General features: G+C 63.6%; 15 protein-coding genes. 10 read left to right on the plus strand and 5 right to left on the minus strand.

All coding sequences use genetic code 11. The features are described from left to right. Nucleotides 1–70: 70 nt before the first annotated feature. The 3 genes from SAZ10_RS32380 to SAZ10_RS32390 form a co-directional block, all read right to left on the minus strand. Entirely contained in the window at nucleotides 71–1,156 is a 1,086-nt protein-coding gene (locus tag SAZ10_RS32380) for a TIGR01620 family protein (protein ID WP_318613661.1), read from the minus strand. Next, the gene (locus SAZ10_RS32385; RefSeq protein ID WP_318613663.1) at nucleotides 1,153–2,628 is read right to left on the minus strand and encodes a YcjX family protein; all 1,476 of its coding nucleotides are present in this window, start codon (nucleotides 2,626–2,628) and stop codon (nucleotides 1,153–1,155) included. Before SAZ10_RS32385 ends, SAZ10_RS32380 begins: the two co-directional genes overlap by 4 nt. A gap of 130 nt (nucleotides 2,629–2,758) precedes the next feature. Further along, complete coding sequence (locus tag SAZ10_RS32390; RefSeq protein WP_318613665.1) at nucleotides 2,759–3,262, minus strand: histidine phosphatase family protein; 504 nt, start codon at nucleotides 3,260–3,262, stop codon at nucleotides 2,759–2,761. Nucleotides 3,263–3,683: 421 nt separating this feature from the next. Between SAZ10_RS32390 and dksA the strand changes: the two genes are divergently transcribed. Then, nucleotides 3,684–4,100, plus strand: a complete 417-nt coding sequence (dksA, locus tag SAZ10_RS32395; RefSeq protein ID WP_318613667.1) for an RNA polymerase-binding protein DksA — start codon at nucleotides 3,684–3,686, stop codon at nucleotides 4,098–4,100. A 69-nt stretch (nucleotides 4,101–4,169) separates the two neighbouring features. On the opposite strand, the gene SAZ10_RS32400 is transcribed toward dksA, so the two are convergent. Next, on the minus strand, nucleotides 4,170–5,255 hold the full coding sequence (locus SAZ10_RS32400; protein WP_318613668.1) for a citrate synthase/methylcitrate synthase: 1,086 nt from the start codon (nucleotides 5,253–5,255) through the stop codon (nucleotides 4,170–4,172). 103 nt (nucleotides 5,256–5,358) lie between these two features. Between SAZ10_RS32400 and SAZ10_RS32405 the strand changes: the two genes are divergently transcribed. Then, on the plus strand, nucleotides 5,359–6,504 hold the full coding sequence (locus SAZ10_RS32405) for a citrate synthase (RefSeq protein WP_318613669.1): 1,146 nt from the start codon (nucleotides 5,359–5,361) through the stop codon (nucleotides 6,502–6,504). A gap of 39 nt (nucleotides 6,505–6,543) precedes the next feature. Here the strand turns inward: SAZ10_RS32405 and SAZ10_RS32410 are convergent, their stop codons facing one another. Further along, a complete protein-coding gene (locus SAZ10_RS32410) occupies nucleotides 6,544–7,317 on the minus strand; it encodes a flagellar biosynthetic protein FliO (RefSeq protein ID WP_318613670.1) in 774 nt (257 codons plus the stop codon). A gap of 205 nt (nucleotides 7,318–7,522) precedes the next feature. Between SAZ10_RS32410 and cckA the strand changes: the two genes are divergently transcribed. From cckA to SAZ10_RS32450, 8 genes are all read left to right on the plus strand, one after another. Further along, nucleotides 7,523–10,144, plus strand: a complete 2,622-nt coding sequence (cckA, locus tag SAZ10_RS32415) for a cell cycle histidine kinase CckA (protein WP_318613671.1) — start codon at nucleotides 7,523–7,525, stop codon at nucleotides 10,142–10,144. 146 nt (nucleotides 10,145–10,290) lie between these two features. Then, entirely contained in the window at nucleotides 10,291–11,010 is a 720-nt protein-coding gene (gene deoD, locus SAZ10_RS32420) for a purine-nucleoside phosphorylase (protein WP_318613672.1), read from the plus strand. Nucleotides 11,011–11,336: 326 nt separating this feature from the next. After that, nucleotides 11,337–12,647, plus strand: a complete 1,311-nt coding sequence (gene urtA, locus SAZ10_RS32425; RefSeq protein WP_318613673.1) for an urea ABC transporter substrate-binding protein — start codon at nucleotides 11,337–11,339, stop codon at nucleotides 12,645–12,647. 102 nt (nucleotides 12,648–12,749) lie between these two features. After that, nucleotides 12,750–14,549 (plus strand): urea ABC transporter permease subunit UrtB, encoded by a 1,800-nt coding sequence (urtB, locus tag SAZ10_RS32430; RefSeq protein ID WP_412535339.1) that lies wholly within the window; start codon nucleotides 12,750–12,752, stop codon nucleotides 14,547–14,549. Further along, nucleotides 14,546–15,769: an urea ABC transporter permease subunit UrtC gene (gene urtC / locus SAZ10_RS32435; RefSeq protein ID WP_412535340.1), complete on the plus strand. Its 1,224-nt coding sequence runs from the start codon at nucleotides 14,546–14,548 to the stop codon at nucleotides 15,767–15,769. The genes urtB and urtC overlap by 4 nt, the downstream gene beginning before the upstream one ends. Nucleotides 15,770–15,774: 5 nt before the next feature. Further along, nucleotides 15,775–16,536 (plus strand): urea ABC transporter ATP-binding protein UrtD, encoded by a 762-nt coding sequence (gene urtD, locus SAZ10_RS32440; RefSeq protein ID WP_318613674.1) that lies wholly within the window; start codon nucleotides 15,775–15,777, stop codon nucleotides 16,534–16,536. 276 nt (nucleotides 16,537–16,812) lie between these two features. Continuing rightward, nucleotides 16,813–17,508: an urea ABC transporter ATP-binding subunit UrtE gene (gene urtE, locus SAZ10_RS32445; protein WP_318613675.1), complete on the plus strand. Its 696-nt coding sequence runs from the start codon at nucleotides 16,813–16,815 to the stop codon at nucleotides 17,506–17,508. Nucleotides 17,509–17,817: 309 nt separating this feature from the next. Then, nucleotides 17,818–18,054, plus strand: a complete 237-nt coding sequence (locus tag SAZ10_RS32450) for an Lrp/AsnC ligand binding domain-containing protein (RefSeq protein WP_318613676.1) — start codon at nucleotides 17,818–17,820, stop codon at nucleotides 18,052–18,054. Nucleotides 18,055–18,184: the final 130 nt, after the last annotated feature.

Raw genomic sequence — 18,184 nt, forward strand, 5'->3', positions numbered from 1 at the left:
CATGGACAAGATTGGTTAATGCTTCGTCTATTCGAAGCAGAGAATGGACGGCTGAGGCTCCCGCCGCAAGCTATTTTTCTGCTGAGCTTTGTTCCGACGCTTTGCGGGTTGTGAAGGTCGTCAGAGCCGTGAGAAAGTCGCCGAGGCCGGGTCGCTTCACGGCGCTGAAGGGCAGTGGACGCGCCGTCTCCATGGCGGCGATGCCGATGCGCGCCGTCATCATGCCGTTGACGACACCTTCGCCGAGTTTCGCTGAAAGCCGTGCAGCGAGCCCGTGGCCAACGAGCTGCTGCACAAGGCTGTCGCCCGCGGCGAGAGAGCCGGTGACCGCAAGATGAGCGAGCACGTCACGCGCCAGCCGGAAGAAGCCGAGCGTGCCCGGCCTGCCGCCATAGAGTTCGGCAAGTCGTCGGATCAGGCGCGCGCCCTCGAACACTACATAGGCAATGTCGACTAACGCACGCGGGCTGACGGCCGTCACGATCGAGACTCGCTTTGCCGCATCGAGGATGAGAACCTTCGCCTTGGCATCGAGCGGTGCCAGGATCTCCGCTTCGGCCAGGCGGACGAGATTGGCGCCATCGATGATCTCGTCGCTCAGATCCGCCAGCGAGCGGCGGCCTGCTGCCGTTTCCGGCTTGCCGGAGACGAAGGCGGTAAGCTCCCTGACCACGGCGCGCCCCGCCTTGAGGTCGTCGCGCGCGATGGCGTCGAGCGCGCGCCTCCTGATCTTCTCGACAGATGCGAGGCGGGCGAGCGCGATGAGCTCGCGGCCAAGAATGATCACCAGCGACAGAAGCGCGACAACCGCGGCCGCAGCGGCAAGCCAGCCGAGCCACCCGTAGTGCGCGAAGAGGTCGCGGATCAGCCGGTCGGTCCACAATCCGATCCCGAGCGACACCAGTGCGCCGAGCGCGGTGAGGAAGATCGCGCCGAGCCTCGAGCGACGCCGCGGTGCGGTCGCCGGCGGCGGCTCGCGCAACTCGAGATCGCCCTCATCGAAGACATCTATCTCGGCCGGCACGACGACAGCCACCTGCGATTTCGGCAAGGCGCGCGGTCTGCGATTTGCCTCGGCCTGTCGACTTTCCTCCGGCTCGCGCCGCTCTGGCTCCGGCTCGACACGGAATGCGGCGGGTCTGCGCTGTTGGCTCATGCCAGCCTGTCTCCGACCAGGAATTGCAGCGCGCGGTCGAGCCTGATGTGCGGCAACGACAGCGAGACGCCTTCGGAGGTACGCTCGATCCGGGGCGGCCGAAAACGCACAAAGCGTATCAAAGGGTCGTCCATTACCTTGGCTCGTTCCTTTGGCGGTGCAAACACGGCTCCAGGCTTCTCCGGCAAATCTCCGGGAAATACAGCGGTTTCGGTCTCTCCGTCGAACGTCTCGTTGCCTATCGTTTCGCCCTTCAGCGGCGTCCCGATGATGACCGGCAGCGTCTCGCGGCCCTGCTTTACCGTGCCTTCGCGCGTTGCCCGCACTGCGGCCATGGCGAGCACGTCGACATCCGCCCCAGAGAAGTTGGCCCGTGCGATCGCGCGGTCGGCGAGCCGACGCACGATCGCCTGGAGCCGATCATGGCTTTCGTGGTGGAGATGGTCGGCCTTGGTCGCCGCGATGAGGATGCGGCCAATGCGGTGTGAGAAAAGATCGCTGAGCAAATTGCCGCGTCCCGGCCTGAAGCAGCTGAGGATCTCCGTCAGCGCCCTTTCCAGGTCGACCAGGGCGTCCGGACCGGCATTCAGCGCCTGCAAGGCGTCAATCAGCACGATCTGCCGGTCGAGCCTCGCCACATGCTCTCGGAAGAACGGCTTAATGACATGCGTCTTGTAGGCTTCGTACCGGCGCTCCATCATCGCGTGCAGCGAGCCGGGGCGGCCGCGGTCTCCCGCGAGCTTCGGCAGCGGCGCGAAGGTCAATGCCGGCGAGCCATCGAGGTCGCCCGGCATCAGGAAGCGCCCGGGCGGTAGGGTCGAAAGCGCCCGCTGGTCCTGTTTGCAGGCCCTGAGATAGCCTGCGAACACTTCCGCAAGACGCCGCGCCAGCGTTTCGTCGGCCGGCGCCGAAGCATCGACCGTTGCTGCAAGCTCACGCCACTCGGCTGAAAGCTCCTCGCGTACGGGCAAGTGTACCAGCTCGAACGCCTCATGCGAAAATTCGGCATAGCTCTTGCCGAGCAGCGGCAGGTCGAGCAGCCATTCGCCGGGATAATCGACGATGTCGACCGAAAGCCGGCCGCTGGAAAGCAGGCGGCCCCAGGCAGAGGCCGATTCATATTCGATAGTAAGCCTGAGCTCGGAGATGGCGCGGGTCGAATCCGGCCAGACTCGGTCGTCGACAAGCGCGCCGATATGGTCCTCGTACTGGAAGCGCGGCACCGCGTCGTCGGGCTGCTCTTCGAGGAAAGCGCGTGCGATGCGCCCCGACTTCTGCGCTTCGAACAGCGGCAGCCGGCCGCCATGGATCAGATTGTGAACAAAGGCCGAAATGAATACCGTCTTGCCCGCGCGCGATAGCCCTGTGACGCCCAATCTGAGCGTGGGCGAGAAGAGCCCGGTTGCACGCTCCGCGAGCGTGTCGAAGGCGATCAGCGCCTCGTCGGTGAAGGTCGTCAGCGATGTCGCCAAATTGTATCTCTCGGCTCGCGGCTTCCCGATATAGGCAAAGCCGCGGCGCTTTGAAATGGTGAGCGTGAGCGGAGTGCCGCCCAAACCGGTTGAGCGGGCATGCGACGGTTGCCCGACTGATCGGGCAACCTCAGAGATCTGCCGGCGTCAGGAATGCCTCGAGATAGCCCTTGCCGGGTGCGGCTTCGCTCAGCTTGCCGGGAAAGCGGATCACAGCCAGCGCCGATGTCGGGAAGCCCTGATGCAGCACGGCGTTCGCATGGGGGTCGCCCTCGCCGGAAAGCGCCTCTGCCACGTCCTCCATCATCGGGTTGTGGCCAACCAGGAGAACCTCGTTTGCGTCGGCCGTCTCGCGGATGAAATCGACATAGCCGGCAGCATCGGTGCTGTAGAGGGAATCGGAATAAATGACTCGGCCGTTATCGATATGGCGGGCGATCCAGTCGAGCGTCTCGCGCGCCCGCTTGGCCGAAGAGCACAGCACCAGTTCCGGAATGTAGGAGCAAGCCCGCATCGCGGCGCCGATCGCGTCGGCATCGGTTCGGCCGATCGGTTCGAGCGGCCGGTCGAAGTCGCGCATTCCAGGCTCTGCCCAGCCTGCTTTGGCGTGGCGCAGCATAAACAGACGGCTCATCGACGCTGGGTCCTCCCGGGCTCGGCCGGCTCATCTAAAGCATCGGACCCGAAAGTGGAAACCGGTTTCGGGAATAATCCGATGCGAGAGGAAAGCATCGGACCCGAAAGTGGAAACCGGTTTCGCGACTAATCCGATGCGTGAGATGAACGTCGGCGCCGAAAGTGGAAACCGGTTTTGAAGAAAATCTTGCTGAGAAAGGATCGGCCGATCTCGCGCAAAGCGCGGTTTGTGCGAATGCGGCGCCATAAAAAGCTGATGGCCTTCGCTGAATTTCGGCCACAAACTTAGTGAATAGCGCGCCAGTTCACGCCTTTCGCCTGACGCTGACAAATGCGTGAGAGGTAGTTTCTTTGGCCTTGTGCGGGTTTTTTCTGCCGAGTATATGGGCCCGCAAAACAATGGGTTGTGGGGTGAGTCGATGAACGACCTCGTTGATGCGGATTATATCCCCTCCGAAGACGAACCGTTCATGAACGAGCGTCAAAAAGCCTACTTCCGGGCCAAGCTCATAGCCTGGAAAAACGATATCCTCCGCGAAGCGCGCGAAACTCTCGAAATCCTTCAGCAAGAAAACGCCAATCACCCCGACCTCGCCGACAGAGCCTCTTCCGAAACCGACCGCGCGATCGAGCTTCGCGCCCGCGACCGGCAGCGCAAGCTGATCGCGAAGATCGACGCTGCGCTGCAGCGCATCGAGGAGGGGACATACGGCTATTGCGAGGAAACCGGCGAGCCCATCGCGCTCAAACGCCTCGATGCGCGTCCGATCGCGACCCTGTCGATCGAGGCGCAGGAGCGCCATGAGCGCCGCGAGAAGGTCTATCGCGACGACTGATCGGGAAGCGGGCGGCAGGGCCGGCTTTTGATTTGATGAATTCGAGGCGGCCTTCGGCCGCCTTAGCTGTCACGCCGCCTGCTTCGGCACCGGCCCGACATAGCGCGACTGGGGCCTGATCAGCCGACCGTTCATTTCCTGCTCGCGGGCATGTGCAATCCAGCCGATGATGCGCGCGGTAGCGAAGATCGATGTGAAGCTGTCCGCCGGGAAGCCGAGCGCATCGAGCAATACGGCGGTATAGAATTCGACATTGGTCTCGAGCGGCCGGTTCGGCTTTGTCTTGTGCAATATGTCGAGTGCCGCCTGTTCCACCGCTTCCGCAAGGGTCAGGCGGTTCGGCGCACCGCCGGCGCGGGCAAGCGCCTTCACCGCCGATTTCAGCGCGTCGGCGCGCGGGTCGCGCACCTTGTAAATGCGATGCCCGAAGCCCATCAGCCTGTCGCCGCGCGCGAGTGCCTGGATGAGCCAGGCTTCCGCCCTGGATGCTTCCCCGATCTCGTGCAGCATGTCGAGCACCGGCCCTGGCGCGCCGCCATGCAGAGGCCCCTTGAGCGCTGAAAGGCCGGCGATCACCGCAGATCCGAGCCCGGCCTTCGTCGAGGCAGCGATCCGCGCTGCGAAGGTGGACGCATTGAGGCCGTGCTCCGAGACTGTCGCGAGATAGGCGTTCAGCGCACGCTCTTCCGCCTGCGAAGCTGGAGCGCCGGAGGTCATCCGGATCATGTCTGCCGACTGGCCTATCTTCGGGTCTGGCGCGATGGCCTGCTGGCCGCCGTTGAATCGGATGATCGCGGGCGTCAGAACGGCCGCTGCCCCTGAGAGCATCAGCGCCGTATAAAGATCGTCGCCGTCTGGAATGAAGGACAGTCCTGCTCGAAGCGCCTCGACCGGCGACAACGCTGCGATTGCGGGGAGGTGCGGCTCCAGCCGCTGGAATGCGTGTCGACGTGCGGTGCCGATCGCGCGGGCGAGGCCTCGCTCATCGGGCAAATCGGGAAAGAAACCCTCGAATAACAGGTGTGCGACGGATTCGGCGGTGCCGTTACGGGCAAGTTCCTCTACCGGAAGGCCGCGTACTATCAGGCGGCCATTCGCCCCGTCGACATCCGAGAGCACGGTTTCGGCCGCGATCACATCATCGATTCCAGGCATGTATTTCTCCTTCGGATTCTCTTGAGATGTGTGATACGAACGGACGATCGTCAATCTTGATCAACATAATCAATATGCCTCACAATCGAATCGCTTGGCTGACATGGCTGCGTGGCTGAACCGCGACGAGACGCTCGACCTGCTCGGCATCAAGCCGCAGACGCTCTACGCCTATGTCAGCCGCAAGCTGATCGCTGCGCGGCCCGACCCGAAGGATCCACGCTACAGCCTCTATTCCCGCGCCGACGCGGAACGGCTCCTGGCGCGGCGAGGGCGCCGGGCGGCGGAGGTCGCCGAACATGCGATCTCCTGGGGAGAAGGCGTCCTGCCTACCTCCATTTCGACGGTTTCCGGCGGCAGGCTGTTCTATCGTGGCCGAGATGCGGTGAGGCTCGCCGGCAGGGCCACGTTGGAAGAGGTCGCCGCGTTGCTATGGGATGCGCCGGCCATTCCTTCCTTCCGCAAGCTGCTGGCGTTCGATGACGGCCGGCCGCCCGTCGAGGCCGCACTTTCGATGCTGGCTGGCGCCGCCGCTCGCTCCGACCCGACATTCGGCCGCGCGCCGGCTTCGCTGCTCGATGAAGCAGCCCTTCTGTTGTGTTCGACAGCCGCGGCCCTCGGCGCTGATCTTTCGAAGGGACTCGGGATTGCCGACGGCTTTGCTCGGCACTGGAAGTGTGACAGCCAGGCCACCGCGGCGATCCGGACGGCACTGGTGGTCTTGGCCGACCATGAACTCAACGCCTCGACCTTTGCCGCGCGGGTCACCGCCTCCACCGGGGCCCCGCTCGCCGCGGCCGCGCTTTCGGGGCTATCGACGCTGCTCGGACCGGTGCATGGCGGTGCGACGCTCAGGGTTCGCGCACTGTTCGGGGATGTCGAGCGTGTGGGCGCCCAGCGCGCGGTCCAGGAGCGTCTCGCGCGCGGCGAGCCGCTTCCCGGTTTCGGGCACCCTCTCTATCCCGATATCGATCCGCGTGGTGCCGTGCTTCTCGAACTGGTTCGCTTGCCGGCTGACCTCGATGAGCTGGCTCGATACGGATCGGCAGCCACCGGTTTGCAGCCGAATGTCGACTTTGCCACGGCCGCGATGGCGATGGCTTATGATCTGCCGAAGGATGCGGCTTTTCGGATATTCGCCGCGGCACGCATGGCAGGGTGGCTGGCGCATGCCATGGAGCAGGCGCGGAGCGGCCGGTTGATCAGGCCGCGCGCCCGCTATTCCGGGCCACCCCTGGAATTCACCTAATGCGATCGGAAGTCCGGCAAGTGTCGCCGCGGGAGCCTGCTACTTCTTGTTCGACAGCTCGCCGAGCAGGCGGTTCATCTCGTCTTCGAGCGACAGATCGCCCGACTTCTGCCTCTGGTTGGCATCGCCGCGGTTGCTGTCGCTGGCCGGTGCCTTTGGCGGATCGACCGGCTTCACCCGCGGTGCTGCAGGGGTGGCGATGCTGGCTGAGCCAGTGCCGCTACTCGGCGGGGGAGGAGGCGTGCGCGGCATCGAGAAGTTAGGCTCCTGGGCCGGCGGCAAGCGCACCGGTCCGGCCTTTGCCGCCGGTGCCGCCGGGGTCGCGGGCGCGGCCGCAGTCTTCGCCGGCTGCGAGGGGGCGCTCTGCTGCGCCGGTTGGGCGGGGCGTGCCTCCGTCCTCACGGGCTGCTGCACCGGCCGCTGCGGCTCGGAGCGAGGTTGCGGTGTCTCGGGCGGGCGCTGGCGTGCCGGGGCCTCGGCCAAAGGCTCAGCCTGCCCAGCAGGCCGTCGCGAGGGAGTGTGGAGCCTGATGTCGCGCTCGACGACGACGTCGGTCGGCCCGCCGATCAGGATCAGATGCTCGACATCGTCGCGGCGCACCAACACCAGCCGCCGCTGGCTGTCGACCGCGGCAGCGTCCATCACGGCGAGCCTGGTCTTGCGGTTTCGGCCGCCGGCGACGAATGTCCCGAAGGTCATGGAGCGGAAGATGCGGATGACGATGAGGACGATCACCAGGACGACGAGAGCCAGCACTGTCCACAGCACCGCGGGCGCGAAATTCGGCCCCGCCACGTCATTCAACCAGTCCATCGACATCTCCCCGCATCCATCTGGGCGCGAAAGGTAACGGTGCCGGCCGGCGACGGCAAGCAGCGTTTGGTGTCGCCCGCGGTCCTTTCATCGCAGTTGACCACACGTTTTTTAGGCTGCAATCCGGGTCGGGTCTTTCCGGTGTATAGAGAATGTGATTCAACCGGCTGGGCGCGAACGCATCAGAATGGCAAGCATTGGGCGAATGTCGAGGGAGACCCGCAGCGATTTCTACCCGGCGCCGATCGTGGACAAGGATCTGCGGTCCGGCGTGATCGCGCGCCTTGTCGTCTTCTTCATCGTGCTGACCGGCGCGTCTGTCGTCTTCGCAATATATCGGGAGCGTCTTGGCGATCCGTTCCTGCTCGGCATGCTGGGCGTTCTCGCCATGATCGGCGTGGGCTATCTTTTCGCAACGGCCATCGGCTTCGTGCAGATTGCGCCGCGCGCCAGCAATGACGAGCTCGCCAAAGCCTTCGCCGATTCCATGTCGCAAGGCCTCATCGTCACCGACCTCAAGGGCCGCATCATTTACGCCAATCGCGCCTATGCCGAGATGACCGGCGCAACAACGGCCGCCGACGTCAAGGCTGTCGAAGCCTTGCTTTCAGACGTTCCCGAAGCGTCTTCGACCGTCTACCGTCTCGCATCCGGCATCAAGGATGGCCAGGGTGGCGACGGCGAATTCCGGCTGGGCCAGGCGATCCGGCCGGGTGCGGAGCCCGGCGCGCGCTGGTACAGGCTGAGGGCCCGCACATTCAGCGTTCCAGGAGAGCGTCAGCCTCTCGCGGCTTGGCAGCTCGCCGATGTCTCGCGCGAGCGCGCCGAGCAGGAGCGGTTCTTCCTCGACCTGCAGCAGGCGATCGATCACCTCGACCACGCCCCGGCCGGCTTCTTCGCTGCCGACCAGGAGGGTCGAGTCACCTATATCAATGCCACACTCGCCGAATGGCTCGGCATCGACCTTGCAAGCTTCTCGCCGGGTGATGCGACGCTCCCCGAGATCATCGCCGGCGATGGAATCGCGCTTGTCCGCTCTGTCAGGGCCGAGCCGGGCACGACGCGCGACACCATCATCGACCTCGACCTCGCCAAGATGAACGGCGAGGCGCTCCCGGTGCGCTTCATGCATCGCGTCAGCGCCACGCGCGAAGGCGTGCCAGGGCCGAGCCGGACCATCGTGCTCAACCGTACGCTCGGGGAGGATTCCTCCGCCGAGCTGCGCGCCTCCGAGATCAGGTTCACGCGCTTCTTCAACTCGACGCCGATGGCGATCGCCGGCGTCGACAAAACCGGCCGGATTCTGAGGACCAACGCGCCTTTCCTGTCGCTGTTCTCCTCGGTGGTCGATCGCGACGCCGTCGACCGTCGCGTCAGGCTCGAGACCGTGGTTCACGAGCGCGACCGGGCCGCCTTTGCGGCTGCGCTCGACAAGGCGAAGCAGCGGCAGGCTAACATCGCGCCCATCGATACGGTGTTGCCCAACAACGAGGAGCGGCACGTCCGTTTCTACGTCAACCCGCTCGCTGACGGCGCCGCTGGCGAGGGGGCGGAGGAATCGGCAATCGTCTATGCCGTCGAGACGACCGAGCAGAAGGCGCTCGAGCTCAAGATGGCACAGACCCAGAAGATGCAGGCGGTCGGGCAGCTTGCGGGCGGCATCGCGCACGACTTCAACAACGTGCTCACCGCAATCATCATGGCCTCGGACCTCCTGCTCACCAATCATCGTCCGTCGGACCCATCCTTCCCGGACATCATGAATATCAAGCAGAACGCCAACCGAGCGGCTTCGCTGGTCAGGCAGCTGCTGGCCTTCTCGCGCAAGCAGACGCTCAGGCCCGAGGTGCTGAATCTCACCGACGTTCTCGCCGACCTCAGGATGCTTCTTGCCCGCCTCGTCGGTCCCGATGTCAGGCTCGCCATTGACCATGGCCGCGATCTTTGGCCGGTGCGCGCCGATATCGGCCAGTTCGAGCAGGTGATCGTGAACCTCGCCGTCAACGCGCGCGACGCGATGACGGAGGGTGGCGATCTCACCATTCGCACCCGCAATTTCGGCCTGGAGGAAAGCAGGTCATTCCACCATCGCGAGCTCATGCCCGGTGATTATGTCATGGTCGAGATCGAGGACACGGGTACCGGTATTCCACCTGATGTCATCGAAAAGATCTTCGAGCCATTCTTCACGACCAAGGAGGTGGGCAAGGGCACCGGCCTCGGCCTGTCCATGGTCTACGGCATCATCAAGCAGACCGGCGGCTTCATCTTCTGCGATTCCGAGGTCGGCAAGGGCGCGATCTTCCGCATATTCCTGCCGAGGCACGTCGCTCAGACGAAGCCGGCCGAGCCGGCGGCGGCGTCCGCGAACGGGCAGGGCGAGCTCATTTCGGCGAATGGCTTCCGTAACGGCGAGGCTGCCGCCAAGCCGCAACCCGAGCTCGCTCGCGATCTCTCCGGCACAGCGACCGTGCTGCTCGTCGAGGACGAGGATGCGGTCCGCATGGGCGGGGTAAGGGCGCTCACCTCGCGCGGTTATACCGTTCGCGAGGCATCGTCGGGCGTCGAAGCGCTCGAGATCTTCCGCGAGCTAGACGGCAAGGTCGACATCGTCGTTTCCGACGTGGTAATGCCCGAGATGGACGGGCCGACCCTGCTGCGCGAACTGCGCAAGCTGCAGCCCGACATCAAATTCGTCTTCGTCTCCGGTTATGCCGAGGATGCCTTCGCCAAGAACCTGCCCGAGGATGCGAAGTTCGGTTTCCTGCCGAAGCCCTTCTCGCTGAAGCAGCTCGCGACCGTCGTGAAGGAAGTGCTCGAAAGCTGACGAGAAATCGGCGCTATTGCGCGCCTCCCCGTGAACTGCTTCACTGAGCCATTCGCCCTGGGGAGGGGAATGAGACGGGTTGTCACTTCAGCTTGGCCGGTGCTCGATGCGGCGCGCCCTTTGATGCGCCCCGATGAAACGTCCCTATGACGCCGCACATCGAGGCGAGAAAGGGAGACTACGCCCCTGCCGTCCTGCTGCCCGGCGACCCTCAGCGCGCAGAATGGGCGGCCGAGAATTTCCTCGATGACCTCCGCTGTGTGAACCGCTGGCGCGGCGAGCCGGGTTTCACCGGAATATTCCGCGGCGTTCCGATCAGCGTCCAGTCGACCGGCATGGGCGGGCCTTCGCTCGCCATCTATGCGCACGAGCTGCTCGATGCCTATGGCGTTCGCACACTGATTCGCATCGGTAGCTGCGGAGGACTTATCGAAGAGGCGACGCTAAGGACGCTCGTGATCTCGCAGGCCGCATGTGGCGACAGCGCGGGCAATCGGCAGCTGTTCGCCCCGTTCGACTACGCGGCCTCGGCCGACTTCGGGCTGTTGAGGCTTGCCGCTGATCGTGCGGCAGCGCTGAAGCTCGACCACCTCATCGGTCGGACAGCCTCAAGCGACTTCTTCTACCACCCCGAAGGCCTGGAGCGCCTTGCCCGCCTCAGGCAATATGGTGTCATCGCCATTGATATGGAGACCAGCGCTCTCTACACGATTGCGGCGCGCTTCTCGGCTCGGGCGCTTTCGATCTGCACGGTGGTCGACAATATGATCACCAGGGATGCGATCGCTCCATCCGAGCGCCAGGAAGTGTTCCGGCCGATGATTGAGCTGGCGCTGGACATCGTCGCGGCGAACGGCGGCTGCTGAAGCGCTTTCTTTTCTGAGTGGAAGGCAGGTACCCATGCCTATCCCCAAAGATTTACCGCAGCGCGTATGCGCCTTCGCCTTGGCTGCTCAGGAGATAGGCATATATAAAAAATGCCTAAATAAAAGGCAGCTGCATTGTGCGCTGCGTAAAGATGCCTCAACCCCTCGATAGTTGGCGAAAGAACCTCCGCGAATCTGCATCAGGAATGGCGCGTAAGACGTTCTAAAACTGGGATTTATACCCGACATCCGAAAGCCGGATTTGCAAGTGGCACGGCGGTTGCATTGCTTTGTGCGATGCAACAACCGGTTCGGAGGCGTCATCCATGAGGGGAACTTACACAACCATAAAGGGCCTGGCCGCAGCCAGCGCCATCGCGGCGGGCCTTGCCGTTGCCGCTCCGGCCCACGCGGCCGACGAGACGATCAAGGTCGGCATCCTGCATTCGCTGTCGGGCACCATGGCGATTTCGGAGACGACGCTGAAGGACACCATGCTCTTCCTGATCGACGAGCAGAACAAGAAGGGCGGGCTGCTCGGCAAGAAGCTCGAAGCCGTCGTCGTCGATCCCGCCTCGGACTGGCCGCTATTCGCCGAGAAAGCCCGCGAGCTGATCGAGAAGGACAAGGTTGCCGCGGTGTTCGGCTGCTGGACCTCCGTCTCGCGCAAATCCGTGCTCCCTGTCTTCGAGGAGCTCGATAATCTGCTCTTCTACCCCGTCCAGTACGAAGGCGAGGAAAGCCAGCGCAACGTCTTCTATACGGGTGCTGCTCCGAACCAGCAGGCCATTCCAGCTGTCGACTATCTGATGAGCGAGGAAGGCGGCGCGGTGAAACGCTGGGTGCTCGAAGGCACGGACTACGTTTATCCGCGCACGACCAACAAGATCCTCGAAGCCTATCTCAAGTCCAAGGGCGTGCCCCCCGAGGATATCAGGATCAACTACACGCCCTTCGGCTTCTCCGACTGGCAGACCGAAGTTGCTGCGATCAAGGAATTCGGCTCGGCCGGCAAGAAGGCGGCAGTGGTCTCGACCATCAACGGCGATGCCAACGTGCCCTTCTACAAGGAGCTCGGCAATGCCGGGATCAAGGCCGAGGACATCCCTGTCGTCGCCTTCTCGGTAGGCGAGGAAGAGCTTGCCGGCCTCGACACCGCGCCGCTCGTCGGCCACCTCGCCGCCTGGAACTATTTCGAGAGCGTCGACACGCCTGAGAATGCCGAATTCATCAAGAAGTGGCACGAGTTCATCAAGAACGACAAGCGCGTCACCAACGACCCCATGGAGGCCCATTACATCGGCTTCAACATGTGGGTGAAGGCGGTCGAGAAGGCGGGCACCACCGACCCAGACAAGGTGATCGACGCGATCGTTGGCGTCTCAGTATCCAACCTCTCGGGCGGCTACTCGACCATGATGCCCAATCACCACATCACCAAACCCGTGCTGATCGGCGAGATCCAGGCCGATGGCCAGTTCGAGACGGTGTGGCAGACCCCGGGCCTCGTGGTCGGTGACGAATGGTCCGACTTCCTGCCGGACTCCAAGAACCTGATCTCGGACTGGCGTGCCCCGCTCTCCTGCGGAAACTTCAACGTCGCCAGCGGAAAATGCGGGGGAAAGGGCACCAACTGACGCGCAGCCAGCGTGTCGGGAACTTCTGACCGCGAGGCTTCCGGGCGGATCCTCCTCCCTCCGCCTGGAAGCCGAGATCAGGATGCAGGCGCGAATTTAACGATGCTTTTTGCCCCTTCGCACCCCCCTCTGGCCTGCCGGCCATCTCCCCCTCAAGGGGGGAGATTGGACGGCCGGGTTGCTTTCGCCAATCTGCAGCGTTGCAGATATAGAGCCGTCCGAAATGAAGGCCAATCTCCCCCCTTGAGGGGGAGATGGCCGGCAGGCCAGAGGGGGGTGCGAAGGGGCGCCCTGCTAGCCGTTCTCGCGCTGATTCTTGCATCCATCTCCGCCTTGGCGCTTCCCGCCCAAGCCGACGAAGCCTCTCTGCGCACCACCATCGCCAAATTCGCCACCGCCAAAGGCTTCCTCGCCATCGAAGCCGTCGTGCGGGAGCTCGTGTCAACCGGCGACCCGGCCGTCGGCAAGGTGCTTACCGCACTCTCCGAGGGCAATCTCAGCTTCCGCAAGTCCGACTCCGAGGTCTTCATCGTCAAGGAAGAGGGCGGCAGCGTCAGCCTTTTCGACCCGCTGAGCAGCGAGCCGGCCGGCCAGATGCAGAAATCCGAACTCACCAAGGTGAAGGTCAACAACGGGCTGCGCGGCGTCATCCGCGACATGCTGGGATCGCTGACGCTGGGCTCGCCTGACCCGACGGTACGCCTTGCGGCGGCCGAGACCATGTTCAGGAGCCCAGCCGCTGACACCATCCCCGCGCTCGATGCGGCGATCGCGAAGGAGACGGACACAGCCGTCAACACAAAACTCGAGCAGGCGCGAGCCGCCGCGGTGCTCGTTTCCGATCGTTCCGAGGCCGAAAAGCTGAGGGCCATCGACGTCATCAAAACGCGCGGCGACCGTGATGCGCTCTCGCTGCTTACCGCCTTCGCGGCAAGCGCCGAAGGCTCCTTGAAAGAGACCGCGACCGCAGCCGTCGCCGGCATCAACAGCACGCGCGCGGTCTGGGGTGCCGCTCAGAACGTCTGGCATGGCATCTCGCTGAGCTCCGTGCTGCTGCTCGCCGCAATCGGGCTTGCCATTACCTTCGGCGTGATGGGCATCATCAACATGGCACATGGCGAGATGGTGATGCTCGGCGCCTATACGACCTTTGTCGTGCAGGAGGTGATGCGCGCTCACGCGCCTGGTTGGTTCGATTGGTCGCTCGCCTTCGCGCTGCCACTTGCCTTCCTCGTTTCCGGGGCGGTGGGGCTGGCGATCGAGCGCGGCATAATCCGTTTCCTCTACGGTCGGCCGCTGGAGACCCTGCTTGCCACCTGGGGCATCTCGCTCATCCTGCAGCAGGCGGTTCGCACTATTTTCGGGCCGACCAACCGCGAGGTGGGCAACCCGTCCTGGATGTCGGGCGCCTTCGACCTCGGCCAGATCGCCATCACGTGGAACCGGCTCTGGATCCTGCTTTTTGCGCTAGCTGTTTTCGCTGTGCTGCTCGCCGTCATCAACCGCACGAACTGGGGCCTCCAGCTGCGCGCCGTGACGGCCAATCGACGCATGGCGTCGTCCATGGGTATTCGCACCCCCTGGGTCGATGCGCTCACTTTCGCGCTCGGCTCGGGCATAGCGGGCATTGCCGGCGTAGCGCTCAGCCAGATCGACAATGTTTCGCCCAATCTTGGCCAGGGTTACATCATCGACAGCTTCATGGTCGTGGTGTTCGGCGGTGTAGGCAATCTCTGGGGCATGCTCGTCGGCGCGCTTTCGCTCGGCATCGTCAATAAGTTCCTCGAGCCCTATGCCGGCGCCGTGCTCGGCAAGATCGTCGTGCTCGTCCTCATCATCCTCTTCATCCAAAAGCGACCGCGCGGCCTGTTCGCGCTGAAGGGCAGGGCGGTCGAAGCATGATGACGGGCCGTTTCTTCTTGGGCACAGCCGACCGCCGCGTCTCGACCATGATCGCGCTACTGGTTGCGGTAGCGATGGTCGTGCCGATCCTGGCGTTAGTCGTTCCGGCCGGCAGCGTGATGCACATGCCGCCCTACATGGTCGCGCTCACCGGCAAATATCTCTGCTACGCGCTGCTTGCGCTCTCGCTCGACCTGGTGTGGGGCTATTGCGGCATCCTGTCGCTCGGACACGCCGCCTTTTTCGCGCTCGGGGGCTATGCGATGGGCATGTACCTGATGCGCCAGATCGGCTCGCGCGGGGTCTACGGCAACCCGCTGCTGCCGGATTTCATGGTGTTCCTCAACTGGCAGGAATTGCCCTGGTACTGGTACGGCTTCGACCGGTTCTGGTTCGCCGCAATCATGATTGTGCTCGTGCCTGGCAGCCTCGCCTTCGGCTTCGGCTGGCTCGCCTTCCGCAGCCGAGTGACCGGCGTCTATCTGTCGATCATCACCCAGGCGCTCACTTACGCGCTGCTGCTTGCCTTCTTTCGTAACGACATGGGCTTTGGCGGCAACAACGGCCTCACCGACTTCAAGGACATCCTCGGCTTCAACGTCCAGGCCACGCCTACCCGCGTAGCGCTGTTCTCGGCGAGCGCGCTGATCCTGGCGCTTGCCGTTTTCGTCACCTGGCGCATCGTCACCTCCAAATACGGTAAGCTGTTGGTCGCTGTGCGCGACGCCGAGAGCCGCACACGCTTCCTCGGCTGGCGGGCGGAGAATGTGAAGCTCTTCGCCTTCACCGTCTCGGCAGTAATGGCCGGCGTCGCCGGCGCGCTCTATGTCCCGCAGGTCGGAATCATCAACCCCGGCGAGTTCGAGCCGGGCAACTCCATCGAGGTGGTCATCTGGACGGCGGTGGGTGGCCGCGCCACGATCGTCGGACCGATCGTTGGCGCGGTCTTGGTCAACGCAGCGAAATCCTGGTTCACCGGCGCATTGCCGGAGCTGTGGCTGTTCGCTCTGGGAGGCCTGTTCGTGCTGGTCACGCTGTTCTTGCCCAAGGGTATCGTCGGCGTGTGGGGTGAGTGGCGTTCTGCACGCCATGTGCGGGCCGCCAAGCCAGGCGAGCGGATCGAGGTCGAGGCTCCCGCCGCGATCGCGCGCCCGGCTGCAAAGCCGGCCAGCTGGGTACCGCCGCAAGATGCCTCGATCAAGGCACAGCCTGCGGAGTGACACCCATGAGCCACAATCGAACCAGCCGCAGCCACACGATCCTTTATCTCGACGGCATCTCGGTCTCCTTCGATGGCTTCCGCGCCGTCAACAATCTGTCCTTCACGGTCGACAAGGGCGAGATGCGGGCGATCATCGGCCCAAATGGCGCCGGCAAGACGACGATGATGGACATCGTCACCGGCAAGACCCGGCCCGACGAGGGCGAGGTCTTCTTCGACGGCGATATCGATCTCACGCGCCACGACGAGGCGGAGATCGCCATGATGGGCATCGGCCGCAAATTCCAGAAGCCGACCGTGTTCGAGAGCCATACTGTCGAAGACAACCTGCTTCTTTCGCTGAAAGGCCCCCGGTCGATCCTGCCGGCCCTGTTTCACCGCCGCTCCGCCGCGGAAGCGAAGCGCATCGACGACATCCTGGGCATGATTCGGCTGGCTGACCGCCGCGATGCGCTGGCGGCCAGCCTGTCGCATGGCCAGAAGCAGTGGCTTGAGATTGGCATGCTGCTCGCCCAGGACCCCAAGCTCCTGCTCGTAGACGAGCCGGTCGCCGGCATGACCGACGCAGAGACCGAGGAGACGGCCCGGCTCCTCAAGGACATCGCAGAGAGCCATTCGGTGGTGGTGGTCGAGCACGACATGCATTTCGTGCGCGAGCTTGGCGTGAAGGTCACCTGCCTGCACGAGGGCTCGGTGCTCTCGGAAGGCACGCTCGACTTTGTCTCCGCCGACGAGCGGGTCATCGAAGTTTATCTCGGAAGGTGACCATGTGGTGGCGGGTGGACATTGAGAGGTTTGCTGGCGGTTGCGCTGCCGGAAAAACCACGACCGACATGCCGCCAAGCCTGACGATTTTCACCAACCCCCTCTGGCGTACCGGAAGGACCGCCACCTCCGCTGTCAACAGTGGAGGCGCAGGGGGACCAGAGCGGGCAGATGGGGGCAGTTTACTTCTTCCCGCGCACGCCAAGATGCGCGTTGCCGAGCCCTATCTGCGGGAAAAAGTAAACTGTCGCCGGCAACCGAACCGGGAGCCTGCCCGTGCTTGAGGTCACCAGCGCCACTCTCCACTACGGCGCGGCGCAGGCGTTGCGCGGCGTCTCGCTGAAGGCGCCGGCGGGCAAGATCACCTGCGTGCTTGGGCGCAACGGCGTCGGCAAAACCAGTTTGATGAGATCGATCGTCGGCCATCACCGGCTGACGTCGGGAAGCATAGCCTTCGAGGGGAAGGCGCTCGACCGGAGCGCGGCGTACGACCGCGCCCGGTCGGGCATCGCATTCGTGCCGCAGGGCAGAGAGATCTTTCCGTTGCTCACGGTACGTGAGAATTTGGAAACGGCCTTTCCGTCGTTGAAGCGCGCCGAACGTGCGATCCCGGACCACGTTTTCGGGCTGTTTCCGGTACTGAGAGAAATGCTGTCGCGCAGGGGCGGCGACCTCTCCGGCGGCCAGCAGCAGCAACTCGCGATCGGCCGCGCCCTGGTCATGCGGCCAAAGCTGCTCGTGCTCGATGAGCCCACCGAAGGCATCCAGCCCTCGATCATCAAGGAAATCGGCCGCGCCATCCTTTATCTGCGCGATCAGTTCGGCATCGGCATCTTGCTGGTCGAACAATATCTCGACTTCTGCCGCGACCTTGCCGACGAGGTGAACATCATGGAGCGCGGCGAGATCGTGCACACTGGCCCGGCTGAAGACCTCGACAGGCCGGAAATCCGCAAGCTGCTGACGGTGTGATCGATCAACGGCGATTGACAGCCATCTTTAGGATCCGCGTCCGCCGCTGTTGCGGGTAAGCGCTATGCAGCTCCTGTGGCAACGTCACGGGCCACAAATTCCGCGTCGAGCGTGGCATTACGCAACGTGTGAGGGAAGGGAGGTGACCGAGATGGTTTTCTGGTTTCGGCTCGCATGAGACTGCCGATGCTTCGGCGTCGTTGCGGGAAAGGTCAAACTATCCTCGGAGTGGCCTCGTACGAGGGGAACTGGAAACTCCTGCGCCGGCGTTGTAGGAGGTGTTCGAATTCTCCTGCAGAAAGCGGAGCGATGAGAGCTGTCTTCGTCCAATTGCAATGCGCGCCCGGCCGCACCTATGAGGTGGCCGATGCGCTTTATGAGAAAGAGATCGTCTCGGAGCTCTATTCGACGAGCGGCGAATACGATCTCCTGATGAAAATCTACATCGAGGACGAATCCGATATCGGCAAGTTCATAAACGAACAGATCGCAGTCGTCCCCGGCATCGTGCGCTCGCTGACGACGCTGACTTTCAAGGCATTCTAAAATAGTCGGCCGTGAAGAATTGCCAAGTCGCTGATTTGCAGTGGGAATTTGGGGCAGTCGAAGCTGCCGATTTTGCCGGAAAATAAGTCTTCGGCTGGGGATTCCTTGCAAAATGGATTTGTGATTCCGT

The organism is Mesorhizobium sp. BAC0120 (assembly GCF_033542235.1).
In the GTDB taxonomy this organism is placed as follows: domain Bacteria; phylum Pseudomonadota; class Alphaproteobacteria; order Rhizobiales; family Rhizobiaceae; genus JAWRCU01.